General features: G+C 72.4%; 22 protein-coding genes. 12 read left to right on the top strand and 10 right to left on the bottom strand.

Annotated elements, in window-relative coordinates:
- Positions 1 to 199: 199 nt before the first annotated feature.
- Positions 200 to 997: an IclR family transcriptional regulator gene (locus ACWC5C_RS40535; RefSeq protein WP_385447042.1), complete on the bottom strand. Its 798-nt coding sequence runs from the start codon at positions 995 to 997 to the stop codon at positions 200 to 202.
- A 149-nt stretch (positions 998 to 1,146) separates the two neighbouring features.
- On the opposite strand from ACWC5C_RS40535, the gene ACWC5C_RS40540 reads away from it, so the two are divergent.
- A complete protein-coding gene (locus ACWC5C_RS40540) occupies positions 1,147 to 1,485 on the top strand; it encodes a bifunctional 3-phenylpropionate/cinnamic acid dioxygenase ferredoxin subunit (protein ID WP_450884129.1) in 339 nt (112 codons plus the stop codon).
- On the top strand, positions 1,485 to 2,684 hold the full coding sequence (locus ACWC5C_RS40545; protein ID WP_450884160.1) for an NAD(P)/FAD-dependent oxidoreductase: 1,200 nt from the start codon (positions 1,485 to 1,487) through the stop codon (positions 2,682 to 2,684). Before ACWC5C_RS40540 ends, ACWC5C_RS40545 begins: the two co-directional genes overlap by 1 nt.
- On the opposite strand, the gene ACWC5C_RS40550 is transcribed toward ACWC5C_RS40545, so the two are convergent.
- Positions 2,632 to 3,048: a hypothetical protein gene (locus tag ACWC5C_RS40550; RefSeq protein ID WP_450884131.1), complete on the bottom strand. Its 417-nt coding sequence runs from the start codon at positions 3,046 to 3,048 to the stop codon at positions 2,632 to 2,634. The genes ACWC5C_RS40545 and ACWC5C_RS40550 overlap by 53 nt on opposite strands.
- A gap of 366 nt (positions 3,049 to 3,414) precedes the next feature.
- On the opposite strand from ACWC5C_RS40550, the gene ACWC5C_RS40555 reads away from it, so the two are divergent.
- Genes ACWC5C_RS40555 through ACWC5C_RS40570 form a run of 4 tightly spaced genes read left to right on the top strand, consistent with a single transcriptional unit; the run spans position 3,415 to position 7,401 of the window.
- Positions 3,415 to 5,994 carry a nitrate- and nitrite sensing domain-containing protein gene (locus tag ACWC5C_RS40555; protein WP_450884133.1) on the top strand — a complete coding sequence of 860 codons (2,580 nt, stop codon included), beginning with the start codon at positions 3,415 to 3,417 and terminating at the stop codon, positions 5,992 to 5,994.
- Complete coding sequence (locus tag ACWC5C_RS40560; RefSeq protein ID WP_123107646.1) at positions 5,991 to 6,416, top strand: roadblock/LC7 domain-containing protein; 426 nt, start codon at positions 5,991 to 5,993, stop codon at positions 6,414 to 6,416. Before ACWC5C_RS40555 ends, ACWC5C_RS40560 begins: the two co-directional genes overlap by 4 nt.
- Before the next feature lie 15 nt (positions 6,417 to 6,431).
- A complete protein-coding gene (locus ACWC5C_RS40565; RefSeq protein ID WP_450884135.1) occupies positions 6,432 to 6,827 on the top strand; it encodes a DUF742 domain-containing protein in 396 nt (131 codons plus the stop codon).
- A complete protein-coding gene (locus tag ACWC5C_RS40570; protein ID WP_385447032.1) occupies positions 6,808 to 7,401 on the top strand; it encodes a GTP-binding protein in 594 nt (197 codons plus the stop codon). Before ACWC5C_RS40565 ends, ACWC5C_RS40570 begins: the two co-directional genes overlap by 20 nt.
- A gap of 39 nt (positions 7,402 to 7,440) precedes the next feature.
- On the opposite strand, the gene ACWC5C_RS40575 is transcribed toward ACWC5C_RS40570, so the two are convergent.
- The 4 genes from ACWC5C_RS40575 to ACWC5C_RS40590 all read right to left on the bottom strand — a co-directional run bounded on the left by ACWC5C_RS40575 (position 7,441) and on the right by ACWC5C_RS40590 (position 12,724).
- Entirely contained in the window at positions 7,441 to 8,643 is a 1,203-nt protein-coding gene (locus ACWC5C_RS40575) for a lipid-transfer protein (protein ID WP_450884137.1), read from the bottom strand.
- Positions 8,640 to 9,092 carry a Zn-ribbon domain-containing OB-fold protein gene (locus tag ACWC5C_RS40580; RefSeq protein WP_450884139.1) on the bottom strand — a complete coding sequence of 151 codons (453 nt, stop codon included), beginning with the start codon at positions 9,090 to 9,092 and terminating at the stop codon, positions 8,640 to 8,642. Before ACWC5C_RS40580 ends, ACWC5C_RS40575 begins: the two co-directional genes overlap by 4 nt.
- A 39-nt stretch (positions 9,093 to 9,131) precedes the next feature.
- The gene (locus ACWC5C_RS40585; protein ID WP_450884141.1) at positions 9,132 to 9,944 is read right to left on the bottom strand and encodes a M15 family metallopeptidase; all 813 of its coding nucleotides are present in this window, start codon (positions 9,942 to 9,944) and stop codon (positions 9,132 to 9,134) included.
- A gap of 368 nt (positions 9,945 to 10,312) precedes the next feature.
- Complete coding sequence (locus ACWC5C_RS40590) at positions 10,313 to 12,724, bottom strand: glycoside hydrolase family 31 protein (RefSeq protein WP_450884143.1); 2,412 nt, start codon at positions 12,722 to 12,724, stop codon at positions 10,313 to 10,315.
- 185 nt (positions 12,725 to 12,909) lie between these two features.
- Between ACWC5C_RS40590 and ACWC5C_RS40595 the strand changes: the two genes are divergently transcribed.
- Positions 12,910 to 14,925, top strand: a complete 2,016-nt coding sequence (locus ACWC5C_RS40595; protein ID WP_450884145.1) for an acetoacetate--CoA ligase — start codon at positions 12,910 to 12,912, stop codon at positions 14,923 to 14,925.
- Here the strand turns inward: ACWC5C_RS40595 and ACWC5C_RS40600 are convergent.
- Positions 14,922 to 16,148: a CdaR family transcriptional regulator gene (locus ACWC5C_RS40600; RefSeq protein ID WP_450884147.1), complete on the bottom strand. Its 1,227-nt coding sequence runs from the start codon at positions 16,146 to 16,148 to the stop codon at positions 14,922 to 14,924. The genes ACWC5C_RS40595 and ACWC5C_RS40600 overlap by 4 nt on opposite strands.
- A gap of 223 nt (positions 16,149 to 16,371) precedes the next feature.
- Here ACWC5C_RS40600 and ACWC5C_RS40605 point away from each other — a divergent pair, with 223 nt between their 5' ends.
- The 5 genes from ACWC5C_RS40605 (at position 16,372) to ACWC5C_RS40625 (ending at position 21,197) form a co-directional block, all read left to right on the top strand.
- Positions 16,372 to 17,310, top strand: a complete 939-nt coding sequence (locus ACWC5C_RS40605) for a substrate-binding periplasmic protein (protein ID WP_450884149.1) — start codon at positions 16,372 to 16,374, stop codon at positions 17,308 to 17,310.
- 13 nt (positions 17,311 to 17,323) lie between these two features.
- Positions 17,324 to 18,130 (top strand): amino acid ABC transporter permease, encoded by an 807-nt coding sequence (locus ACWC5C_RS40610; RefSeq protein ID WP_450884151.1) that lies wholly within the window; start codon positions 17,324 to 17,326, stop codon positions 18,128 to 18,130.
- Positions 18,127 to 18,891, top strand: a complete 765-nt coding sequence (locus ACWC5C_RS40615; protein ID WP_450884153.1) for an amino acid ABC transporter ATP-binding protein — start codon at positions 18,127 to 18,129, stop codon at positions 18,889 to 18,891. The genes ACWC5C_RS40610 and ACWC5C_RS40615 overlap by 4 nt, the downstream gene beginning before the upstream one ends.
- A 10-nt stretch (positions 18,892 to 18,901) precedes the next feature.
- Positions 18,902 to 20,188 carry an NAD(P)/FAD-dependent oxidoreductase gene (locus ACWC5C_RS40620; protein WP_450884155.1) on the top strand — a complete coding sequence of 429 codons (1,287 nt, stop codon included), beginning with the start codon at positions 18,902 to 18,904 and terminating at the stop codon, positions 20,186 to 20,188.
- Positions 20,189 to 20,252: 64 nt separating this feature from the next.
- On the top strand, positions 20,253 to 21,197 hold the full coding sequence (locus ACWC5C_RS40625; protein ID WP_450884157.1) for a hypothetical protein: 945 nt from the start codon (positions 20,253 to 20,255) through the stop codon (positions 21,195 to 21,197).
- Positions 21,198 to 21,259: 62 nt separating this feature from the next.
- Here ACWC5C_RS40625 and ptsP read toward each other — a convergent pair whose 3' ends face one another.
- The 3 genes from ptsP to ACWC5C_RS40640 form a co-directional block, all read right to left on the bottom strand.
- Entirely contained in the window at positions 21,260 to 22,930 is a 1,671-nt protein-coding gene (gene ptsP, locus ACWC5C_RS40630) for a phosphoenolpyruvate--protein phosphotransferase (RefSeq protein ID WP_385447009.1), read from the bottom strand.
- Between the two features lie 94 nt (positions 22,931 to 23,024).
- Positions 23,025 to 23,474 carry a PTS sugar transporter subunit IIA gene (locus tag ACWC5C_RS40635; RefSeq protein ID WP_385447007.1) on the bottom strand — a complete coding sequence of 150 codons (450 nt, stop codon included), beginning with the start codon at positions 23,472 to 23,474 and terminating at the stop codon, positions 23,025 to 23,027.
- 241 nt (positions 23,475 to 23,715) lie between these two features.
- A partial coding sequence (locus ACWC5C_RS40640; protein WP_385447005.1) for a hypothetical protein occupies positions 23,716 to 23,918 on the bottom strand: 203 nt, incomplete at its 5' end.

Raw genomic sequence — 23,918 nt, forward strand, 5'->3', positions numbered from 1 at the left:
GTTACCGCCCAGTTGCGTATGGCGCGGCGTGTTGCGCGATGAGGGACATCCTGAAAGCCGTGTCCACGACGCGTCAAGAGGGTGCGCGCAAACCGTCCGTAAGGCAGCGCTGACTACGGGTTCCGGCTCCGGACGCGACGAAGGGGCCGGATCGGATCCGGCCCCTTCGGGTGTTCCGTGGGTGGTGCGTCGTGGCTGGTCAGCCGGGGAAGCCCATGCGGCGGGAGAGTTCCTCGGCGGTCTTCATCGCGTGCTCGGCGAGGTCGAGCAGCTGGCTCTGGGCCATCCGGTACACCGGCCCCGAGACGCCGATCGCGCCGATCACCGCGCCGTCGTGGCCGCGCACCGGAGCCGCGACCGCGTTCAGCCCGATCTCCAATTCCTCGCACGAGTACGCGAATCCGCGCTCGGCGGCGGTCTCCAGCTGCTGCCGCAGCTCGGCCGAGGTGGTGATCGTGTGCTCGGTGAATCGCGGCAGCTTCCGCGTCACCAGCCGCTCCCGCCGATCGCCGCTCAGATGGGCCAGTAGCATCTTGCCGCTGGCGGTCGCGTGCAGCGCGGTGCGCCGCCCCAGCCAGTTGTAGGCCGTGACCGCGGCGGCCCCGCGCGCCTGCATGATGTTGACCGCCGCGTCCGAGTCCAGCACCGCGATGTTGGCCGTCTCGCCGGTCTCGTCGGCCAGCGCACGGCAGACCGGGGCGCCCTCCTGCGAGATGTCCAGCCGGATGGCGGCCGCGCCCGCCAGCCTCAGCACCCCGGCGCCCAGGTAGTACTTCCCGCGCTCGCGCTCCTGGGCGACCAGGCCGCGGTTCTCCAGCACGCCCAGCAGCCGGAACGCGGTCGACTTGTGTACGCCCAGCTCATCGGCGATCTCGGTCACCCCGGCCTCGCCGAGTTTGGCGAGGATCTCCAGGACACTGACCGCCCGGTCCACCGACTGCACTGCCCCGGAGGCCCCTCGCTTGTCATCGGGCCGATCCTCGGTCGTGTTCGTCATGGGTCTGATCTCACCATCCGGCGGCTCCGAGTGGGGCCTCTCGACGGGCAACTCTTGACGGCTGCCTTCCCAATCTGGATTCTGTTGCGCATCGCGCATTTCGATGCGCCATTCACAACGCATGATACCGATCAACGTGAGGGGGGCCAATGATTCCCGTCTGCCGTATCGAGGATCTGCCGGAAGGTGAGTCGGTGCGCGTCGAGGCCGGCGACAGCCACGCGGCGATCGCGGTGTTCCACAGCGAGGGCGCGTTCTACGCCGTTGACGACACCTGCAGCCACCAGGACGCCTCCCTCTCCGAAGGCTGGCTCGAGGGCTGCTACGTCGAATGCCCGCTGCACGCCGCCCTGTTCGATTTGCGCTCCGGCATGCCCACCTGTCTGCCCGCCCGCAAACCGGTACGTACGCATGCGGTCACGGTGGTGGACGGACTGCTCTATGTCCACCCCCTGGTGCCCGCTGCCCAGCAAGAAGCCGTCGCATGATGCGGACGGTCACCGTCATCGGGGCCTCGCTCGCGGGGCTGCACGCGGCGCGCGGCCTGCGCGACCAGGGCTACGACGGCCGGCTGGTGATCGTCGGCGAGGAGCGCCACCGCCCGTACGATCGCCCTCCGCTGTCGAAGGCGTTCCTGACAGCTGAGGAAGATCCGGACGGCGGGCTCGGCCCGCTCGCCCTCACCGACCCCGAGGACGAGGCCGAACTGGACGCCGAGTGGCTGCTCGGCGTCCGGGCCGACCGGCTGGATCCGGCGGCCGGCGCGGTCGGGCTGGCCGACGGCCGCACCCTGCGCACCGACGGCGTCGTCATCGCCACCGGGGCCGCGCCCCGGACGCTGCGCGCCACCGCCCTGCCCGGGGTGCACACCCTGCGCACCCTCGACGACGCCCGGCGGCTCCGCGCCGAACTGCGGGCGGGGGCGGCCCGGGTGGTCGTCATCGGCGCCGGTTTCATCGGCGCCGAGGTCGCCTCGTCCTGCGCCGCCCTCGGACGGGACGTCACCGTGGTGGAGGCCGCGCCGCTGCCGCTCGTCCCGCAGCTGGGGGAGCGCATGGCCCAGGCGTGCGCCGCTTTGCACGCCGCGCACGGCGTGACCCTGCTGTGCGGTACGGGCGTCGCCACCCTGCGCGGTACCGACCGCGTCACCGGTGTGGAGCTGGCCGACGGCCGGGTGCTGCCCGCCGATGTGGTCGTCGTCGGCGTCGGGGTGCGCCCGGTCACCGGATGGCTGGAAGACTCCGGACTGGCCCTGGACGACGGGGTGCTGTGCGACGAGGGCTGCGCCACCGCGCTGCCCACCGTCGTCGCCGTGGGCGACGTGGCCCGCCTCGCCCAGCCCGGTACGGAGCGCACCGTACGGGCCGAGCACTGGACCAGCGCCGCCGAACAGGGCGCGGTCGCCGCCCGCAACCTGCTCGCCGGGGCCACCGTCGAACCCTTCGGCGCGCTGCCCTACTTCTGGTCCGACCAGTACGGCGCGCGCATCCAGTTCGCCGGGCGGCGCGAGCCCGGCGACACCGTCCGGATCGCCGAGGGCGACCCCGAGAGCGACGCGGCCGGTGGCTTCCTCGCCGTCTACGAACGCGACGGGAATCCGACCGCCGTCCTCGCCGTCAACCGCCCGAAACCGTTCACGCGGCTGCGCCGCGAGCTCGCCCGCGCTCGGCTGCCCGTCGCGCGCTGACCGCCTCCTTACGGGCCCGCCGCCGCTGGCGGCGCATCTCCCGCGCCGAGCTGCTGGGCCGGGAGACCACCCCGTACCGCTGGTTCCACACCTGCCGGGTCACCCATACGTCCAGCACCCCCCAGGTCGCCACCACCGTGCTCGCCACCGCGATGAGCACGGAGGGGAAGGCGAACCACGAACCGGCGAACGCGCACAGCACCGCCACCATCGCGAGCACCATCGTGATCGCCACGATGATGACCGCCCGCACCGCCGACGTACGCACCGGATCGGGCAGCCGTCGCCTGCGGGCGGGCTCCTCGGTCCATAGCGGCCGGGCCCCTGGTGCCGGGATGTCGCGATCCTTGTCCATGGTGTCCATGACGTTCCCACCCCTTTCGGCGCTGCCCCGGTCCGGTCGGTCACACATGGCGGGACTTGGGTCGTATGCACCCCTAGTGTGCCTTGTTGGATCACGAATGGCAGCGATCGGTGGTTCCCGTGGGGAGGGGAAAACCGGCCATCGGTGTTTGGCCCTGCGCACACGGTGACCGGCACCGTTGTACCCGACACACGGGGGTTAAGTCCGATAATCATCTGACAACTGATGATCACCGAGGCGGGAGTCTTCACAGAAGCGGTATGACAAGCCTTCGGGATGACCAAGCCTCAGTAGTAGGCTCACGCCGCTCGTTGTCGGAGAACATCAGTCGCCGCCCCGGTTCCCGGGGATGACGTTGGGGAGGCCATGCGCTTTCGCGGGAAGTCCATCCGCAGGAAGATCGTGGCGCTGTTGCTGGTGCCGCTTGTCTCGCTGACGGCGATCTGGGCCTTCGCGCTAGTGATCACCGGCCGGGAGGCACTACAGCTGCTCGACGCCTCCGCCATCATCGACAAGGCGGGCCAGCCCGCCGAGGACGCGGTGCACGCCGTCCAGCTGGAGCGGCGGCAGACCCTGATCCTGCTCGCGGACCCACGCCAGGCCGACGCGCTGCCCCTGCTCCACACCCAGCAGCGCAAAACCGACGAGGCCATCGGCCAGCTCCGCGACGCCCAAGCGGACAGCACCGTGCACGACCGGATGAACAGCGAGTCCGAGGACCTGCTCGACGACGTCCTGAAGGCATCCGAAGGCCTCGACAGTCTGCGCCGGAAGGTCGAGGACAACGGTACCTCGCGGACCGCTGCCTTTGAGTATTACAACAAACTCGTCGACCTCTGCTACGCGTTCCGCAGTTCGCTGCACGCCGTACCCGACACGGACCTGGACAAACAGGGCCGCGCGCTGGTCGCCATGATCCGCGCCCGGGAGGCACTGTCCCGCGAGGACGCCCTGTACGTCTCCGCGCTGACGGCACGGAAGCTGACGCTGGCCGACCTCAAGTCGATGTCCGACCTCATCGCCGAGCGCACCCTGCTCTACAACACCAACCTGCCGATCCTGCCCGCCTCGGAACAGAAGGTCTTCGCCGACTACCGGCGCACCAACGCCGCCCCCGCGGCGCTGCGCATCGCCGAGGGCAAGGCCCTGGCCACCATGGAGCCGCGCGACGCCATCGGCGCCCTGGACCGGGAACACTGGGAGAACGCGGCCGGGCCCGTCCTCAACGACTACGACCAGCTGGGCGACGAGGCCACCGACCGCCTCCAGAAGCGCATCGAACCGGTGGCCGACAGCGTCCTGATCAAGGCGGGCGCCGCCGCCGTCCTCGGTCTCCTCGCCTTCGTGCTCTCGGTCTTCGTCTCCGTCCGGATCGGCCGAGGCCTGGTCCGCGACCTGTCCCGGCTGCGCACCGACGCCCAGGAGGCGTCCAGCGTCCGGCTGCCGAGCGTGATGCGCCGCCTCGGCGCGGGCGAACAGGTCGACGTGGAGCGGGAAGTGCCCCGGCTGCGGCACGGCCCCGACGAGATGGGTCAGGTGGGCCAGGCCCTCAACACCCTCCAGCGGGCCGCCGTCGAGGCCGCCGTCAAACAGGCCGAACTGCGCCAGGGCGTCTCCGACGTCTTCGTCAACCTCGCCCGCCGCAGCCAGGTGCTGCTGCACCGCCAGCTGACCCTGCTGGACACGATGGAGCGGCGTACCGAGGACACCGACGAACTCGCCGACCTGTTCCGGCTGGACCACATGACCACCCGTATGCGGCGGCACGCCGAGGGCCTGGTCATCCTCTCCGGCGCGGCCCCCTCCCGGCAGTGGCGCAAACCCATCCAGCTGATGGACGTCGTGCGCGCCGCCGTCGCCGAGGTCGAGGACTACGAGCGGATCGAGATCCGCAGACTGCCCCGGGTCGCGGTGAACGGCCCCGCCGTCGGCGACCTCACCCACCTCATCGCCGAACTGCTGGAGAACGCGACCGTCTTCTCCCCGCCGCACACCGCAGTCCAGGTGCACGGGGAGCGGGTCGCCAAGGGCTTCACGCTGGAGATCCACGACCGGGGCCTCGGCATGACGCCCGACGCCCTGACGGAGGCCAACCTCCGGCTCGCCGAGACGCCCGAGTTCGAGCTGTCCGACACCGACCGGCTGGGCCTGTTCGTGGTCAGCCGGCTCGCCCAGCGGCAGGGCGTACGGGTCTCGCTCCAGCCCTCCGCGTACGGCGGCACCACCGCCATCGTGCTCATCCCGTCCGCCCTGCTCACCGAATCCGGCCCGGACGGTCAGGAGGGGGGCGGCGACGACGACACCGGTCGGCAGCGGAAGCGGCAGCGCGGCGCCGCAGTGCCCAAGCAGCGGCGCTCCGGCGGCCCGTCGCCTTCCGTGGTGAGCGCGCCGCCCGCCGAACAGCATCAGCAGGCCTCCGACAGCCGCTCCGGCGCCCGCGACGGCGGTCCCGCGCCGCTGCCCCGCCGCGTGCCACCGGTGCTGGTCTCCGACCACGGCCACCCGGTCGACGGCGCGTCGGGCGGACGGCACACCCGGCCGTCCTGGGCCGAACAGCGCGAGCAGGACCCGGACGAAGACATGAACCAGCCCCGGAACCAGACCCGGTCAAAGGACCGGGAACAGGTCCGGAACGACGGCGAGGACCGGCGCCAGGACCAGGCACCGGCCCCGGAGAGCCAGGCACCGACCAGCCCGGCCGCCTCCGGGCTCCCCAAGCGGATACGACAGGCGAGCCTCGCCCCGCAGTTGAAGAACGACCCCGAACCACCGGCGGAGAGCGACCACTACGCTGCCGACACCGATCCCGAACGCGACGCCGAACAGGCGAGGGCCACCATGGCCTCGCTGCAACGGGGATGGCAGCGCGGTCGGCGGCAGACGGCCACCGGTTCCGGCGGGTCGGACACCGCACCAGGAACGAGAGATGAGGGGGACGGGCGATGACCGCATCGAACGCCGCAGCACGCAACGGATCGGCACCGTCGGGCGAGTTGAACTGGCTGCTCGACGAACTCGTCGGCCGGGTCGGCAGCATCCGCAAGGCGCTGGTGCTCTCCGGCGACGGACTGCCCACCGGCGGTTCGCGCGATCTGTCCCGGGAGGACGGCGAACACCTGGCCGCCGTGGCCTCGGGATTCCACAGCCTCGCCAAGGGGGTCGGCCGCCACTTCGACGTCGGCCGGGTCCGGCAGACCGTCGTCGAACTCGACGACGCCTTCCTGTTCGTCACCTCCGCCGGTGACGGCAGCTGCCTCGCCGTGCTCGCCGATGCCGACTCGGACGTCGGCCAGGTAGCCTATGAGATGACGCTGCTGGTCAAGCGGGTGGGAGTGCATCTGGGCTCCGCTCCGCGCTCCGGCGGGTGACGGAGGCGGAGGGAGATGACCGGAGAGGGTGCGACCGACGACCGCTGGTTCGACGACGCGGCCGGACCGGTGGTCCGGCCCTATGCGATGACGCGGGGCCGCACCCGCAGCGCCGCCGAGGACAAGCTCGACCTGATCGCCGTCGTCGTCGCCGACCGGGCGAGCCCCGGGACCGCGGCCGACCAGACGTTGTCACCGGAGCACATCGACATCGTCGAACTCAGCCGCGACACCCCACAGTCCGTCGCCGAGCTGGCGGCCGAGCTCGACCTCCCGGTCGGCGTGGTCCGCGTACTGATCGGTGACCTGCTTCACGCGGCACTCGTCCGAGTGTCCCGGCCCGTACCTCCGGCGGAACTGCCGGACGAGAGGATTCTGCGCGAGGTGATCAATGGTCTACGGGCACTCTGACCCGGGCCGCGCCCACATCATCGAACCCGTGACGCTCAAGATTCTGGTGGCGGGCGGGTTCGGTGCGGGCAAGACGACACTGGTGGGCGCGGTCAGCGAGATCAAGCCGCTGCGCACGGAGGAGCTGCTCACCGAGGCGGGCCGGCCGGTCGACAACATCGCGGGGGTGGAGGGCAAGAAGACCACCACCGTCGCGATGGACTTCGGGCGCATCACGCTCCGCGAGGACCTGGTGCTGTACCTCTTCGGTACTCCGGGGCAGGACCGTTTCTGGTTCCTCTGGGACGAGCTGGCGACCGGTGCGCTGGGAGCGGTGGTGCTGGCCGACACCCGTCGGCTGGAGGACTGCTTCGCGGCCGTCGACTACTTCGAGCGGCGTGGCATCGCCTTCACGGTGGCCGTCAACTGCTTCGAGGGCGCCGACAACTACCCGGAGGAGTCGGTGCGCGAGGCGCTGGACCTCGACCCCGGCACCCCCGTGGTGATGTGCGACGCGCGCGAGCGGGAATCCGTCAAGCGTGTGCTGATATCGGTGGTGGAACACGCGATGCTCGCCACCGCCTCCACCCGCTGACCGCGCGGCGCACCCGGCTGACCGCGCGGCGCACCCGGCTCACCGCACGGCGATCACCGACGAACCATGGCCGAACAGGCCCTGGTTCGCGGTGATCCCCACCCGCGCCCCCGCCACCTGCCGGTCGCCCGCCCGGCCCCGCAGCTGCTGGGCCAGCTCACACACCTGGGCGATGGCCTGCGCCGGAACCGCCTCCCCGAAGGAGGCGAGACCACCGCTCGGATTGACCGGGATCCGGCCGCCGAGCGCCGTCGCGCCCTCCCGGAGCAGCTTCGCGCCCTCCCCGGCGGCGCACAGCCCCAAGTCCTCGTACCACTCCAGCTCCAGCGCGGTGGACAGGTCGTACACCTCGGCGAGCGACAGATCCTCCGGCCCGATCCCCGCCTCCTCGTACGCCGCCCGCGCGATCGAAGGCCGGAACGCGTCCGGCACCGGACCGGACCCGGCGGCGGAATCGGTGGCGGAATCGGTGGCGAGGTCCGGCAGGTCGAGCGCGGTCCGTGGATACACCGGCGAGACGGACGAGACGGCCCGGATCCGCACCGGATCCGCCACCCCGTGCCGCCGCGCGAAGTCCACGCCGCTCAGCACGAGCGCCGCGGCCCCGTCCGAGGTCGCGCAGATGTCCAGCAGCCGCAGCGGATCGGCCACCACCGGCGACGCGGCCACCTCCTCGGCGGACACGGGGGAGCGGTAGCGGGCATGAGGGTTGGCGGCGCCCGTGGCCGCGTTCTTCACCTTGACCGCCGCGAAGTCCTCGACCGTGTCCCCGTACACCGCCATCCGGCGGCGCGCCCACAGCGCGAAGTACGCCGGGTTGGTGGCCCCCAGCACCCGGAAGCGCAGCCAGTCCGGATCATCGGGCCGGTCGCCGCCGGACGGCGCGAAAAACCCCTTGGGCGCCGCGTCCGCGCCCACCACCAGCACGGTGTCCGCCATGCCGGACAGGATCTGGGCGCGGGCGGTGTCGATGGCCCGCGCCCCGGACGCGCAGGCGGCGTACACGCTGGTGACGCGCGCCCCCTGCCAGCCCAGCGCGCGGGCGAAGGTCGCCCCCGCGACCTGGCCGGGATAGCCGCAGCGCACGGTGTTCGCGCCGACCACGGACTGGATCGCGGTCCAGTCGAGCCCGGCGTCCGCGAGCGCCGCCCGAGCCGCCTTCGTCCCGTACTCCACGAAGCTCCGGCCCCATTTGCCCCACGGGTGCATCCCGGCGCCGAGCACCGCCACCTCGCCGGTCACGGCCGTACCTCCGCGGAAACGGGCCGCCAGTGCCAGGTAGCCCAGCTCTCCCCGCCCCTCCCGGCGAGCACCCCCGGCACCACCTCGACCTCCATGCCGACCGCCAGATCCGCCACCGTCACCCCGGGCGCGCCCTGCCCGAGCACCACCATCCGCTCGGCGGCCAGCTCCACGGCGATCAGCGTGTACGGCTCCCACTCGCGCGCGGGATCGGAGGGGTACGGGGCGGGCGGGCGGTAGCGGCCGTCGGTGTACGACCACACCCTGCCCCGCCGTGACAGCGGCACCTCGTCCAGCTCCGCGCCGCCGCACCGGGGCGCCCGGCAGAACGTGTCCTCGCGCGGGAAGTACACCGCGCCACATCCCCGGCAACGGGTGCCCAGCAGCCGGAACTCCCCGTCGACGGAGGCGAACCATCCGGCGACCACGGGCGTACGCGCAGATGCCACGGCTTCTCCCGGCGGTGAAGGTGAACTTCTGACGGAACGTCAGAAGTGTGGCACACCCTCCGGGTGCAGTGAACGGCGCGAGACCGGGAAGTCGAAGTAGGTGTCCGGGAACAGCTCCGGCTTGAAGGTGTAGTGCCACCACTCCTCGGCCAGATTGACGAAGCCCTGGCCCTCCATCGCGCCCTTGAGCAGCAGCCGGTTGGCCCGCTGCTGGCCCTTGATCCGCGGATCGAGGGTGTGCGAGAGGGTGTCGAAGCAGTCGTAACCCGTCCCCATGTCCACCGAGTTGTCGGGGAAGCGCTCCTTCTTGGGCGCGTAGCAGGACACCAGCTTCTCGCCCGGTACGTACGGCCGGGTCGGCAGCGCGGGCAGCCGCGCGATCGTCAGGTCCAGCGTGCTGCCCCGGCTGTGCCCCGACTTCTCGGCGATGTAGCCGTCCTCGAACAGCCGGGTCTTGTCGACCTTCGGATAGAACTCGCCCTTCATCCGCTGGTCGTCGAGGTCCTTCGCCCAGTCGACGAACCGGTTCACCGCGCGCTGCGGCCGGTAGCAGTCGTACACCTTCAGGGTGTAGCCCCGGCGCAGCAGTTGACGCTGCGCCCGGTGCAGGGCCAGGGCAGCCGGGCGGGTCAGGAGACACAGCGGCCTGCGATAGCCGTCGACGGGGCGGCCGGTGAAGTTGTGCGGGGTGAGGTACCGGATCTCCTGGCGGATCGTCGGATCCACATCGCTCAGCGCCACGAACTCCTTCGGCGCCTTGGGCTCGGCCCCGGCCTGCGCCGGAGCGGGCGAGGCGAGGGCCAGCAGAGCGGCGACGGGCAGGGCGAGCACACGCGGCACGATTCTTGGCATGAACACCGAGTTACCCAGTCCCCCCGGCCCGCGAACCCCACCGACGCTCAGCGGGCGTCTAGCCGATCACGCTGGGCTCCACCCCCGGCCCGCACCCAGCAGCGAAACCCCAGGAGAAACCGGGCCTCGGGGCAGCGCCTCCGGTCGCGGTGCGCGGGTGGCTTGTCCCCTGTCCCGCCCCTTCCCGAAACCGGGGCGCTGCCCCGGGCCCCGGGCACCTGCGGTGTGCCCCTGCCCCGCGCCTTGGTGAGCCTTGCGGCCACGCGCCCCCAGCCGCCGCCGGGCGGTGCCCCCGTGCTCTCCTCGCGCGGGTTGCGATGCGCCCCGGCTACCGCTGGGAGGCGCCGCCCGCCGACCCGGGGCGATCGTCACGGTTTGCGCGGTGACGGGACCTCCGGAGCCGTGCCCCGGACCCGCACCGGATACCCCGCCTCGACGCCGCCCTCCCGCTCGACCCGCACCTCGTCCCCGCGCAGCCGGGAGACGAACCGCAGCAGCTCCGCCTTGTCCCACCCGTCGCCCGCGTCCACCACCATCGACCCGCCGCCCTTGCGCCCCTGGTGCGGCATCCACACCTCCAGCTCCACGCCGCCGTCCGGCGACGCGACGGGTATCACCGCGCCCGCCCGGGCCAGCACCGGGATCCGGGACAGCGGGGCGTCGACCACCACCTGCCCGGGGCCCTCGTACGCGCGGCCGGTCGCCGTGTCGTACCAGCGGCCGCGCGGCAGCCGCACCGCCCGCCGCACCGCGCCCTCCTCCAGCACCGGCGCCACCAGCAGCGCGTCGCCCAGCAGGAACGCATCGTCGCAGTCGCGCAGCGCCCGGTCCTTGGGCTGCCGCCACCACACGGGCCGCACATAGGGCGCGCCGGTACGTTCCGCCAGCCGGGCGAGCGTCATGAAGTACGGCAGCAGCCGCTGCCGCTCGCGCAGCGCCGCCGCCGCGTGCTCCAGTACCTGGGCCCCGAACTCCCAGGGCTCGCGCCGCCCGGCCGTGATCGCCGAATGGGTACGGAACAGCGGCAGATACGCGCCCAGCTGGAACCAGCGCAGATACAGCTCAGGCGACGGGGAGCCGGTGAAGCCGCCGATGTCCGGGCCGGAGTACGGCACCCCCGAAAGACCCAGCCCGACCACCAGCGCCAGCGAGGCGCGCAGCCCCGGCCAGCCGGTGGTCACATCGCCGGACCAGCTGCCCCCGTACCGCTGGAGCCCCGCCCAGCCGGAGCGGGAGAACAGGAACGGCCGTTCGTCGGGGCGTAGCTCGCCCAGCCCCTCGTACCCGGCCCGGGCCATGGCCAGCCCGTACACGTTGTGCGCCTCCCGGTGGTCGCCGCCCCGGCCCTCCAGGGCGTGCCGGGCCGAGCGCGGCAGCGTGGTCTCGCCGAAGGCGGCGAAGGACACCGGCTCGCATCTGTCGTGCCACACCCCGGAGAAGCCCTGTTCCAGCCGCTCCGCGTACAGCCCGCCCCACCACTTGCGCACCCGCGGATCGGTGAAGTCCGGGAACACCGACTCGCCCGCCCACACCACCCCGCGCACCTCCCGGCCGCGGGCGTCGGTCACGAACCCCTCCGCCGCCGCCCCGCCGTCGTACACCGGGTTGCCCGGCTCCGCCTTCACCGCGGGGTCCACGATGGACACCAGCCGCACCCCGTCCTCGCGCAGCTCGGCGGCGAGCCCGGGCAGGTCGGGGAAGCGCGCCGGGTCCACCGTGAAGACCCGGTTCCCGGCCAGATGGTCGATGTCCAGATGCAGCGCGGACAGCGGCAGGTTCCGCTCCCGGTAGCCCGCCACCACCCGCCGTACCTCCGTCGCGTCGCCGAACCCCCAGCGCGCGTGGTGGTGGCCGAGCGCCCAGCCCGGCGGCACCGTGGGGGAGCCGGTCAGCGCCGCCCAGCCGTGCAGCACCCGGGCCGGGGTGCCCGCGAACACCCAGTAGCGCAGCGGCCCGCCCTCCATGCGCATCCGGACGCCACCGGGCCGGTCGTGCCCCGAGCCCGCGCCCTCCTCGCCCTCCCGCAGCGTGACCGTGCCGTCCCACGAGTTGTCGTGGAACACCAGATGGGTGCCCGCGTCCGCCACCACCAGCTGCACCGGCATGGTCAGGTACAGCGGATCGTCGCCCGGCCCGAAACCGCCGCCGGGGTCGGTGTTCCACAGCCGGTACGAGCCGTTCCGCAGGCGCGGCCCGTCCACCCGCCCGCCGAGCCCGAAGAACCGCGCGTCCGCCGCCACCTCCGACCGCTGGTGCCAGCGCGTGCCCGGCACCCCCGTGGTCCGGCTCTCGCTCCCGCCGCGCTCGATCACCGCCTCGGCCGGTTCCCACCAGCGCGGCGGCAGATCCCGCCGCAGCACCACCCCGCCCGGGGTGCGCACCTCCACCGTGCCCATCCGCGACACCGCGACCGTCACCCGCTCCGACACCACCCGCCAGCCGCCGTCCGTGTCCGGCTCCAGCTGCGCCCGCTCGTCCGCCTCCGGACAGGCGCCGTCCAGCGCGTACGACGGCTCCGGCTCCGCCCCGTCCCAGCCGCAGAACACCGCGCCGCCCGCCGCCACCCGCACCCGCAGCGAGGACCGCGCGAACCGCACCACCCCACCGCCCGGCTGCGGATCCGCGCCCTCCACCACACCCGGTACGCGCGCCAGCTCGGCACCCCGCCGCGGCAGCCCGGTCGCGTCCGAACGGCGGCGCCGCCACGCCGACCGCAGGGAGCGCAGCCCCTGCGCCGTACCGACCACCTTCACCGACCGCACCAGGTCACGCGCATTCATACTGATCACTGTGCCATTGGCGAGGGAGAACGCGGCCATGGTTCAACTGCCGTTCACCCGTGGTCGTCCCACATGCAACCTGCCACGGATGTGGAGCATCGCCCCTGGTGCCGAAGTCGATCACATGGCATCGTCCTGCACGGACCCTGAAGCAGCGGACGCGGACCTCCCGGGAGCCGACACAGATGAACACCGCAGCCCACGCCGACCACCTGCCCGGCCCCCTGTGGCAGCCCGGCGCGGACCGGATCGCCCGCGCCCAGCTGACCCGCTTCCACGCCTGGGCGGCCGAGCGGCACGGCGCGCCCGCGCCGCTCCCCGGTGACCCGGCCGCGAGCTACGCCGCGCTGCACCGCTGGTCGGTCGAGGAGCTGGAGAGCTTCTGGCGCGCGGTCGCCGAGTGGTTCGAGGTGCGCTTCGGCACCCCGTACGAAGCCGTCCTCGCCGACGACGCCATGCCCGGCGCCCGCTGGTTCCCCGGCGCCACCGTCAACTACGCCGAGCACGCCCTGCGCGCCGGTGAGGACCCCGCCCGCGTCGACGAGCCCGCGCTGCTGCACGTCGACGAGGGCCAGGAGCCGCGTTCCGTCACCTGGGCCGAGCTGCGCGCCCAGGTCGGCGCGGCCGCCGCCGCGCTGCGCCGCCTCGGGGTCCGCCCCGGCGACCGGGTCAGCGGCTACCTCCCCAACATCCCGCAGGCCGCGATCGCCTTCCTCGCCACCGCCGCCGTCGGCGGGGTGTGGACCTCCTGCGCCCCCGACTTCGGCGCCCGCAGCGTCCTGGACCGCTTCCAGCAGGTCGAGCCGGTCGTCCTGTTCACCGTCGACGGCTACGTCTACGGGGGCAAGACCCACGACCGCACCGAGACCGTCGCCGAGCTGCGCCGCGAACTGCCGACCGTGCGCGCCGTCGTCCACATCCCGCTGCTGGGCACGCCCGCCCCCGAGGGAGCGCTGACCTGGGACGACGTCGTCCGCGACGGTACCGAGCCGGTCTTCGACCAGGTGCCCTTCGACCATCCGCTGTGGGTGCTGTACTCCTCCGGCACCACCGGGCTGCCCAAGGCGATCGTGCAGTCCCAGGGCGGCATCCTGCTGGAGCACCTCAAACAGCTGGGCCTGCACTGCGACCTCGGCCCCGGGGACCGCTTCTTCTGGTACACCTCCACCGGCTGGATGATGTGGAACTTCCTGGTGTCCGGGCTGCTGTCCGGCGCCACCGTGGTGCTGTACGACGGCAGCCCCGGCTACCCGGACACCGCCGCCCAGTGGCGGGTCGCCGAGCGCACCGGCACCACGCTGTACGGCACCTCCGCCGCGTACGTCATGGCCTGCCGCAAGGCCGGTGTCCACCCGGGGCGCGACTTCGACCTCTCCCGGGTGAAGTGCGTCGCCACCACCGGCTCCCCGCTGCCGCCGGACGGCTTCCGCTGGATCCACGACGAGGTGGCCGAGGACATGTGGATCGCCTCCGTCAGCGGCGGCACCGATGTGTGCAGCTGCTTCGCGGGCGCCGTGCCGACCCTCCCCGTCCACATCGGCGAGCTGCAGGCTCCCGGCCTCGGCACCGACCTCCAGGCGTGGGACGCGCAGGGCAGGCCGGTGGTCGACGAGGTCGGCGAGCTGATCGTCACCCGCCCCATGCCGTCCATGCCGGTCCGCTTCTGGAACGACCCGGACGGCAGCCGCTACCGGGACAGCTACTTCGAGATGTTCCCCGGCGTCTGGCGCCACGGCGACTGGATCACCCTCACCTCGCGCGGCACCGTCGTCATCCACGGCCGCTCCGACTCCACGCTCAACCGGCAGGGCGTACGGATGGGCTCCGCCGACATCTACGAGGCCGTCGAACGCCTTCCCGAGATCCGCGAATCCCTCGTCATCGGCGTCGAACAGCCCGACGGCGGCTACTGGATGCCGCTCTTCGTCCACCTCGCCCCGGGCGCGACCCTGGACGACGAGCTGCTGGCCCGTATCAAGAGCACCATCCGCACCCAGCTCTCCCCGCGCCACGTCCCCGACGAGGTCATCGAGGTCCCGGGCGTCCCCCACACCCTCACCGGCAAGCGCATCGAGGTCCCGGTCAAGCGCCTCCTCCAGGGCACGTCCCTGGACAAGGCGGTGAACCCGGGGTCGGTGGACGACATGGACCTGCTGCGCTACTACGAGCGCCTGGCCCGCGCCAAAGCCCCGACCGACTAGCCGCGCGCCGACGGAATGTGCGTGGTGTCCAGCTGATCGGCGAGGCAGGCCAGATAGAGGGAGAGCGTGCCGCGGTCGCGCAGGGAACGGCCGCTGATCTGCTCGATCTTGTTCATGCGGTACACGAGGGTGTTGCGGTGAATGTGCAGCGCCGCCGACGCCCGCACCAGGTTGAAGCCGTTCTCGCACCACGCCACCACCGTCTCCCGCAGCACCGGCCAGTCCGGCTGCGCGCGCAGCTCCACGGTGGTCAGGGCGATGAGCCGGGCCCGGGTGTGCTGCCCGACGGCGGCCAGCAGCTGGTGGCCCCGGAGATCGCCGATGAGGTGGACGGGGGCACCGGCGGCGACCCGGGCGCCGAGCCGTAGCGCGTCGCACGCGTCCTGGTACGAATCGTGCAGCCCGCCGACCGTGGAGGCCGGTTCGCCGATCCCGGCCCGCAGCACCAGGCCGTACCGCGCGTCGGCGGCCTCCGTGAGCCGGGCGCAGACGGCCGCCACCCCCGGGTCGAGGGCCTCCCCGCGCAGCCGGTGCAGCACCCCGATCCACCCGGGCGCGGCGCTCGCGACGATGTCCTGCGCGTCGGGGAACGCCTCGCGGACGGTACGCAGCAGCTCCGGGCGGACCAGCGCGGTGTCCCGGGTACGGCGCCCACCGGCGTACCCGGCGCCATGGCCGCGCCCGCCGCCCCGGCGCTCCCCGCCCGGCACCGTCACCTCCATCGCGATCGCCACCCGCGCCAGCCGCAGATCGAAGCCCAGCTCCGCGGCGCGGAAGACGATGAAGTCCGGCTCGACCACCTGGGCGTCGTACGAGGCGACGTCGACGATCAGATCCTCCAGCACCCGCTCCCGCAGCACCCGCGAGCGCAGCAGCACGGACTCCCGCATCAGGATCTCCGTCTGCCGCTTCACCAGCAGCCCGAAGCGGCCCACCTGCGCGGGCGTGCCGGTGATGCCGACCGTGCCGACCGCGTGCCCGTCCCGGACCAGGGGGAGCGTGACACCGGGGCGCACGCCCCGCAGGGACTGGGCCTGCGCGGTGGTGTGGGTGGCGGGCTCCTGGGTGCGCAGCACCTCGACGGACGCCTCGTGGAAGGTACCGATACGGCTTTGGTCGCCGCTGCCGATGACCGTGCCTTCACTATCGGTGATGAGGACGTTGAATCCGATGACCGCCGAGGTGTCCCCGGCGATCTCCTGGGCGAGTGACGGGCTGAGCATGCGTGAACCCCCGTCGAGAGGTGCGCGAGAAGGGGCGCGCGAGGCGGCGCGAAGTGGACGCACCATACAGTGCGGCAAACCCTATCCGCCATATATTCATACGAAGTAACCAGTGACCGAAGCTCGGTGCACTCGTAGCGTATGGGGCAATTCACACCGCCGCCGCGGTGACGACGCGGTGAACGGCGGGCCCTGCCCAGCCCTGACACGGAAGGCCGATCCGATGGCCCGTGTACGCATCCTCCTCACAGCCCTCTCCGTCCTGCCGCTCCTCGCCCTGACCGCCTGTGGATCGGACAACGACGCCGCGGCCCCCAAGAAGGTCTCCGCGAAGACGGCCGCGCTCGGCACGATCGACCCCGGCGTCCTGAAGGTGGCCGTCCAGCCCTACGCGCCCTACACCACCGTCAAGGACGGCAAGATCGTCGGCCTCGACGGCGACATCCTCCAGTACGCCGCCAAGAAGCTCGGCCTCACCATCCAGCCCGAGACGACGGACTTCGCGGGCATGCTCGCCGGAGTCCAGTCCCGCCGGATGGACATCACCATCGGCGGCGTCGCCTGGACCAAGGACCGCCAGAAGCAGGGACTGTTCACCGACCCGCCCTACTACTCGCCCCCGGCGATGGCGGTCGGCTCGGGCAAGACGTACAAGACCATCGACGACCTGAAGGGCCTGCGCCTCGGCACCGTCGAAGGCTACGTCTGGGTCAAGTCCATCAAGGCCGTCCCCGGCGCCAAACTGCGCGCCTACCCCGACGCCAACGGCGTCTTCGACGACCTCGCCGCGGGCCGCATCGACGTCGGCTTCCTGGACCCGCTCATCATCATCGCGGCCGAGAAGGAACGGTCCGAGCAGATCAAGACCGAATACCTCACGCCGCCCACCGCCGCCCAGGTCAAGGCCAAGCCCGCCTACGAGTACTTCCGCCCGTACCAGACCGGCTTCTACCTCCCCAAGAAGGCCACCAAGCTGGAGAAGGCCATCTCCGCCCAGATCGACGCCATGTACCAGAACGGCGAGCTGTCGAAGCTGGTCAAGAAGTGGGGCGGCGACCCGGCGCAGTTCCTGAAGCCCGCCTCCGACGTCGCCCCCGCCCGCCGCGGAGTCGACCGGCCCGCCGACTGGAACGCCCCCTCCATCACCTCCGCCGGACAGTGAGAAGGCCACCGACGTGACGACCGCCGCAGGCCTGTTCCAGGTCCCCTGGTCCGACTACCGCACCGATCTGTTCGACGCCCTGCTCAAGACGGTGTCGTACACCGCCGTCAGCTTCGTGGGCGCGGCCCTCCTCGGCCTGGTGGTGGCCCTGCTGCGGCTGAGCCGCGTATGGCCGCTGCGCGCCCTGGCCGCCGTCTACACCGAGCTGTTCAAGAACATCCCGCTGCTCGCCATCATCTTCCTGACCTACTTCGGCCTGGGATCCGTCGACATCCGGCTCGACGTCTTCACGGCCGGATGCCTGAGCCTCATCGTCTTCTACTCCGCCTACCTGTCCGAGATCTTCCGCGCCGCCATCAGCGGAATCCACGACGGCCAGACGGAAGCCGGAGAGGCCCTGGGCCTGGGCCGCCTCAGCGTCTTCGGCCACGTGGTCTTCCCCCAGGCGCTGCGCCTGGCGCTGCCCGGCACCAACACCATGCTGGTCGACCTGCTCAAGGGCACCTCCCTGCTGGTCACCATCTCCGCCGCCGAGCTGATGTCCGAGGCACGGCTCATCACCTCCTCCACCTTCCGGGCCCTGGAGGTGTACCTCGTCATCTCGGCCGTCTACTTCGCCCTCTGCTACCCCCTGTCCCAGCTGCTGCTCGCCCTGGAGCGCGCCATCCGGGCCGGAAAGCCGCTGACACCACGGCGAAGGCGAAGGCTGCGCACCGCCCGCGCCCTCCTCGCCGAGACGCCCGCCCCCGCCGGGACACCCGACTCCGCCCAGGCGCCCGCCCTGGCCGACACCCCGTCCCCGAAGGAGGCGACGGCATGACCACCGACGCCGTCGTACGGATCACAGACCTCGGCAAGTCCTTCGACGGGCGCCGCGTCCTCGACAACGTCTCACTCGACGTACCGCGCGGCCGGATCGTCAGCGTCATCGGGCAGAGCGGCGGCGGCAAGACGACCCTGCTGCGCTGCGTCAACCTGCTGGAGAGGCCGGACAGCGGCACCATCGACGTGGCGGGCGAGACGGTGCACCGCGACGGACGGATCGTCTGCCGCGACCTCGCCCGGCTGCGCCGCACGGTCGGCATGGTCTTCCAGCGCTTCCACCTCTTCCCGCATCTGACCGCCGTCGAGAACGTCATGCTGGCGCAGGTCAAGGCGGGCGTCCCCGAAAGCGCCGCCCTGGAGCGCGCCGTCGTCCTGCTGCGCCGGGTCGGCCTCGCCCACCGAGGCCTCGCCCACCCCGACCAGATGTCCGGCGGCGAGCAGCAGCGGGTCGCCATCGCGCGGGCCCTCGCGCTCAAGCCCGAGGTGCTGCTCTTCGACGAGCCCACCTCGTCGCTCGACCCGGAGGCGACCCGGGAAGTCCTGCGGGTCATGCGCGAGCTGGCCGAGGAGGGCATGACGATGATGCTGGTCACCCACGAACTGCCCTTCGCCCGCGAGGTGTCCGACTGGGTCGCCTTCGTCGACGGCGGCCGGATCATCGAGGCGGGCCCGCCCGCCGAGGTGCTGGGGCGGCCCCAGCAGGCGCGCACCCGGGCGTTCCTGACCACGTACGACTCCACCGCCGTCGGCGCGTAGGGGACACGTCATGGACACACTGCACGGCAGCGGACCCGTGGTGGTCATCGGCGGCGGGGTGGTCGGCCTGTGCACGGCGTACTACCTGGCCGAGCACGGGCTGCCGGTCGAGATCGTGGAACGGCGCGGCGTCGGCTCCGGCGTCTCGCGCGGCAACGCGGGGTGGGTCTGCCTCAGCCACTCCACCCCCGTCCCCGCCCCGGGCGTCCTGCGCTACGCGGCGCGCTCCCTCGGCAGGCCCGACTCCCCGCTGTATCTGCGCCCGCTGCCGGACCCCGCGTTCGTACGGTGGCTGTGGCGCTTCTGGCGCAGCAGCACCCCCGCGGCGTTCCGGCGCGGCTACGCGGCGATCGCCGAGCTGAACCGCACCACGTTCGCGCTCTTCGACGGGTTGCGCGAGGCCGGGGTCGAGACCACCCTCACCCGCCCGGGCATGGTGCACGCGTTCCTGTCGCCCGGCGAGGCACGGCACCACCTCCAGCTCCAGCGGCAGATGGCGGACGGCCGCTACCCGCTTCCGGACGACGTCAGCACCGGCCCCGAGGCGATGGCCCTGGACCCCTCGCTGGCGCCGGGGGTCCAGGCCGCCTACCTCGTCCCCGGAGAAGGCGTCCTGGACCCGGTGGCCTTCGCGCAGGCCCTCGAAGAACGGCTCGCGGCAAGCGGGGTGAAGGTCCACGAGAACGTGGCGGCGACCGGCTTCCGGCGCGGCCCGGCCGGGGACCGGGTCACCGCCGTCGTCACCGACACCGGCGAGATCCCGTGCTCGGCCGTCGTCATCGCGGCCGGAGTGCGCTCCGCCGACCTGCTGCGCGAGCTGGGCCACCCCCTGCCGCTCCAGGCGGGCAAGGGCTACAGCTTCTCCGTCGACCTCGACCCCGCGCCGACGCACACCCTGTACTTCGGCGAACACCGGGCCGTGGCCTCCCCGATCGGCGGCACCACCCGCATCGCCGGGACGATGGAACTGAGCGGCAACAACAACCGGCTCGACTGGCGCCGGATCGTCGCGGTCGCCCGCGCGAGCCGCCACTACCTCGGGCAGTGGTTCGACGATCCGGACGACCTGGTGGCGCTGATCCGCGACCCCTGGGTCGGCGGCCGTCCCTTCCTGCCCGACGGACTGCCGGTCATCGACCGCGTGCCCGGCCCCGGGAACGCCTTCACCGCCACCGGCCACGGCATGCTGGGCGTGACGCTCGGCCCGGTCACCGGCAGCGAACTCGCCTCCTACGTCGTCACCGGCCGCCGCCCCGCCGCCCTCACCCCGTTCCGCCTCGACCGGCTTCGTGGCTGAGGTGCGTTGTCAGTGCCCCCGGTTACGGTGAGTGAGCACTGAACGTCTGCGCTGAGGGGGAGTCATGGCGCACACCGACAACGGCACCGACAACGGCACGGGCATCGGCACCGGTGGCACGCACCTCGGAAAGCCCACCGCGATCCGGGCCTTACGCAGGGAAGTACCCAGCGTCGTAGCGCTGTTGGCGGCGGAGGAGGACTTCGCCGCCATGCGCGGGTACGCGTCGTTCGGCTTCGACGACCACGCCCGCTACCTGCGCCGGATGGAGGGGCTGCTGCGCGCGCTCTCGTCACAGGGCGTGCACATCACCGTCGCCCTCTTCGACCCGGTCGCCTACCAGGAGTACTGCGCCCACGCCCGGCTCGACCCGGACACCCCGCGCAGCCGCAGCCGCTTCACGGCGGAGGTGGCGTCCACGGGCGCCACCGTCGTCTACGAGGGCCAGCCCCTCGACCAGCTGCTGCCACGCCTGATCAGCGCCGCCGAGGAGCACGCCACCTGGGAGTACGCCTCGGCGGTGCTCGCCCGGGCGGGCGGCTGCGGAGGCCCCGGCGGCTGCGGGAGCGGCACCGGACGCGCCGCGTTCGACCGCGCCGCCGCCGCGCTGTCCGCGCTGCTCGACGCGGCGGGGCCGGGCCTGCACCACCTGGTGTGCAGCGTCCCGGTGGACGGCGTCCCACTGGCCGCCGTAGTCCACGCCACCGCGCGGGAAGGGCGGCCGCCGAAGCTCGCCGAGCCCGGCTCGGTCGTCTTCCGCACCGTGCTGGCCTGCGGCATCGCCACGGCAAGCCCCGGCGGCGTCGTCCTGCGGACCAGCCTGCCGGGAGCCCCGGACACGGTGCGCGGCTGGGCGCTGCGCGACGGCTGGCCGCAGCCGCTGAGCGAGGCCGAGGTCTTCACCGCGTACTGCACCGACGCGCGGACCGGCGAGCCCATCCCGCCCGAGCACCGCGTCGAATACCGGGCGGGCATCCCGCTGCCCCGGCCCGAAGAAGGGGAGGGGTGACACGCCGAAGGGCCCGCCCCACCAAGGTGGGACGGGCCCTTCGCCCGTTCATCGCCAGCGGCTCACTCGCCGGACAGCACCGCCTGCGCGGCCCGGCGCGCGTCCTCGGCGGTGTCCGCCGCGCGCGCCGCCGAAGCGGCCCGCTCGCACTGGGCGAGCGTGTGCTTGGCCAGCGTGGCGCGGACATACGGAATCGACGCGGCGCCCATGGAGAGGCTGGTGACGCCCAGACCGGTCAGCACACACGCCAGCAGCGGGTCGGACGCGGCCTCACCGCACACCCCGCAGCTCTTGCCCTCGGCCTGCGCGGCCTCCGCCGACGCCGCGACCAGGTCGAGCAGCGCGGGCTGCCACGGGTCCTGCAGCCGCGACACGGCACCGACCTGCCGGTCGGCCGCGAAGGTGTACTGGGCCAGGTCATTGGTGCCCAGCGACAGGAACTCGACCTCCTGGAGGATCGAGCGGGCCCGCAGCGCGGCCGACGGGATCTCCACCATCGCACCGAACTTGGCCTGCAGCCCGGCCTCCCGGCACGCGTCCGCGAACGCCTTGGCGTCCAGCCGGTCCGCCACCATCGGCGCCATGACCTCGAGGTAGACGGGCAGCCCCTCCGCCGCCTTCGCCAGCGCCGTCAGCTGCGTCCGCAGGACGTCGGGGTGGTCCAGCAGCGTGCGCAGCCCGCGTACGCCGAGCGCCGGGTTGGGCTCATCGGACGGGGTGAGGAAGTCCAGCGGCTTGTCCGCGCCCGCGTCCAGGACCCGCACCACCACGCGGCCCTCGGGGAACGCCTCCAGCACCTGCCGGTACGCCTCGGCCTGCTTCTCCTCCGACGGCGCCTTCGTGCTGTCGTCGAGGAAGAGGAACTCCGTGCGGAACAGCCCCACGCCCTCGGCGCCCGCCTCGACCGCAGCCGGTACGTCCGCCGGACCGCCGACGTTCGCCAGCAGCGGCACCTTGTGCCCGTCGGAGGTCGCGCCCGGCCCGGACGAGGCGGCCAGCGCCGCCCGCCGCTCCTCGGCGGCCCGGGTCAGCTCCGCCCGCTTCTCCTCGTTCGGCGACACGAAGATCTCGCCCGTGCTGCCGTCGACGGCGATCATGGTGCCCTCGATCAGCTCCCCGGCACCGGGCAGCGCCACCACGGCCGGCACCCCGAGGGCGCGCGCCAGGATCGCGCTGTGGCTCGTCGGCCCGCCCTCCTCGGTCACGAAGCCGAGCACCAGCGTCGGATCGAGGAGCGCCGTGTCGGCCGGAGCGAGATCGCGGGCGATCAGCACATACGGCTCGTCGCTGTCGGGCACGCCCGGCATCGGCACACCCAGCAGCCGCGCCACGATCCGGTTCCGTACGTCGTCGAGGTCGGCCACCCGGCCCGCCAGGTACTCCCCGGCCCCGGCCAGCAGCGCCCGGTACGCGGCGAACGCGTCGTACACCGCGCGCTCGGCGGTGCTGCCCACCGCGATCCGCCGTTCGACGTCGGCGATCAGCTCCGGGTCCTGCGCCATCATGGCCTGTGCCTCGAGCACGGCCTGGGCCTCGCCGCCCGCGAGATTGCCGCGCGCGATCAGATCCGCCGACACGGCCTCCACCGCCTGGCGCGCCCGCTGCTGCTCACGCGGCGCCTCGTCGGCCGGAATCTGCTTCGCGGGCGGCTCCAGCACCGCCGTGCCCATGTGGCGCACCTCGCCGATGGCCACCCCGTGGCTCACGCCGACGCCTCGCAGCGTTGTCTCCATGTCACCTATCCCGGTTGATACGGCGGAACTCCGCCGTGGTGGATGTCGTACTCGCCGTCGACGCCGCCCGGACCGGTTCCGGACGGCGTCGGGGTCACGTCCAGCCGAAGAGCGCGTCGCCCGGCTTCACATCGCCGTCCTCGCGGACCGCGGAGAGGGAGTCGGCCGTGGCCTCCAGGGCCACGACCGGGCAGATCGCCGACTTTCCGGCGGCCACGGCCGTCGCGGGGTCCCAGCGCACGATCGCGTCACCGCGCTTGACGGTGTCCCCCTTGTTGATGAGCACCTCGAACCCGTCGCCGTTCAGCTGCACGGTGTCGATGCCGAGGTGGGTGAGCACCCCGTGCCCTTCCTCGTCCACGACCACGAAGGCGTGCGGGTGCAGGGAGACGACGATGCCGTCGACCGGAGCCACTGCCACACAGGGTTCGAGCACCGGGTCGATCGCCGTACCCGGACCGACCATCGCGCCCGAGAACACCGGATCGGGAACCGCTGTCAGTCCGATCGCGCGCCCGGCGAGCGGAGACGTCACGGTGGTCATTGGGAAGCCTCCCAGGGTGAAGATCCATCTCGCGCCGTCACCGCCTGTCCCGGACAGCGCACTGCCCAGAAGCGTAAGTCATAGGAACTTGGGATTCCGCACAAGCGGCGCAGGCCGGAGACCCCCGGGGCCCCCGAATCGATTTGCCACCGCCGCGTGAGGCGCTGTACTGTCTTACTCCTGCCCATCCGGATGAAGCATCGCAGTCAGCTGCGGGCCCGTCCAGGTGAGGGCGGCACCTTCAGTCACTTGATCCAAATCCCGGATCCGCTTTCGCATGCCATGCGGAAAACAGCGATTCGGAAAGCGGAAAAAGGTCTGATAGCGTGGTGGAACACCGAACGGAAGCGCCCGGAGAAACCGGTGATACGGTTTCAAAGGAAGCGATCGTTCCTTGAGAACTCAACAGCGTGCTAAAAGTCAACGCCAAATATGTTGATACCC

Source organism: Streptomyces sp. NPDC001700, from assembly GCF_053596435.1.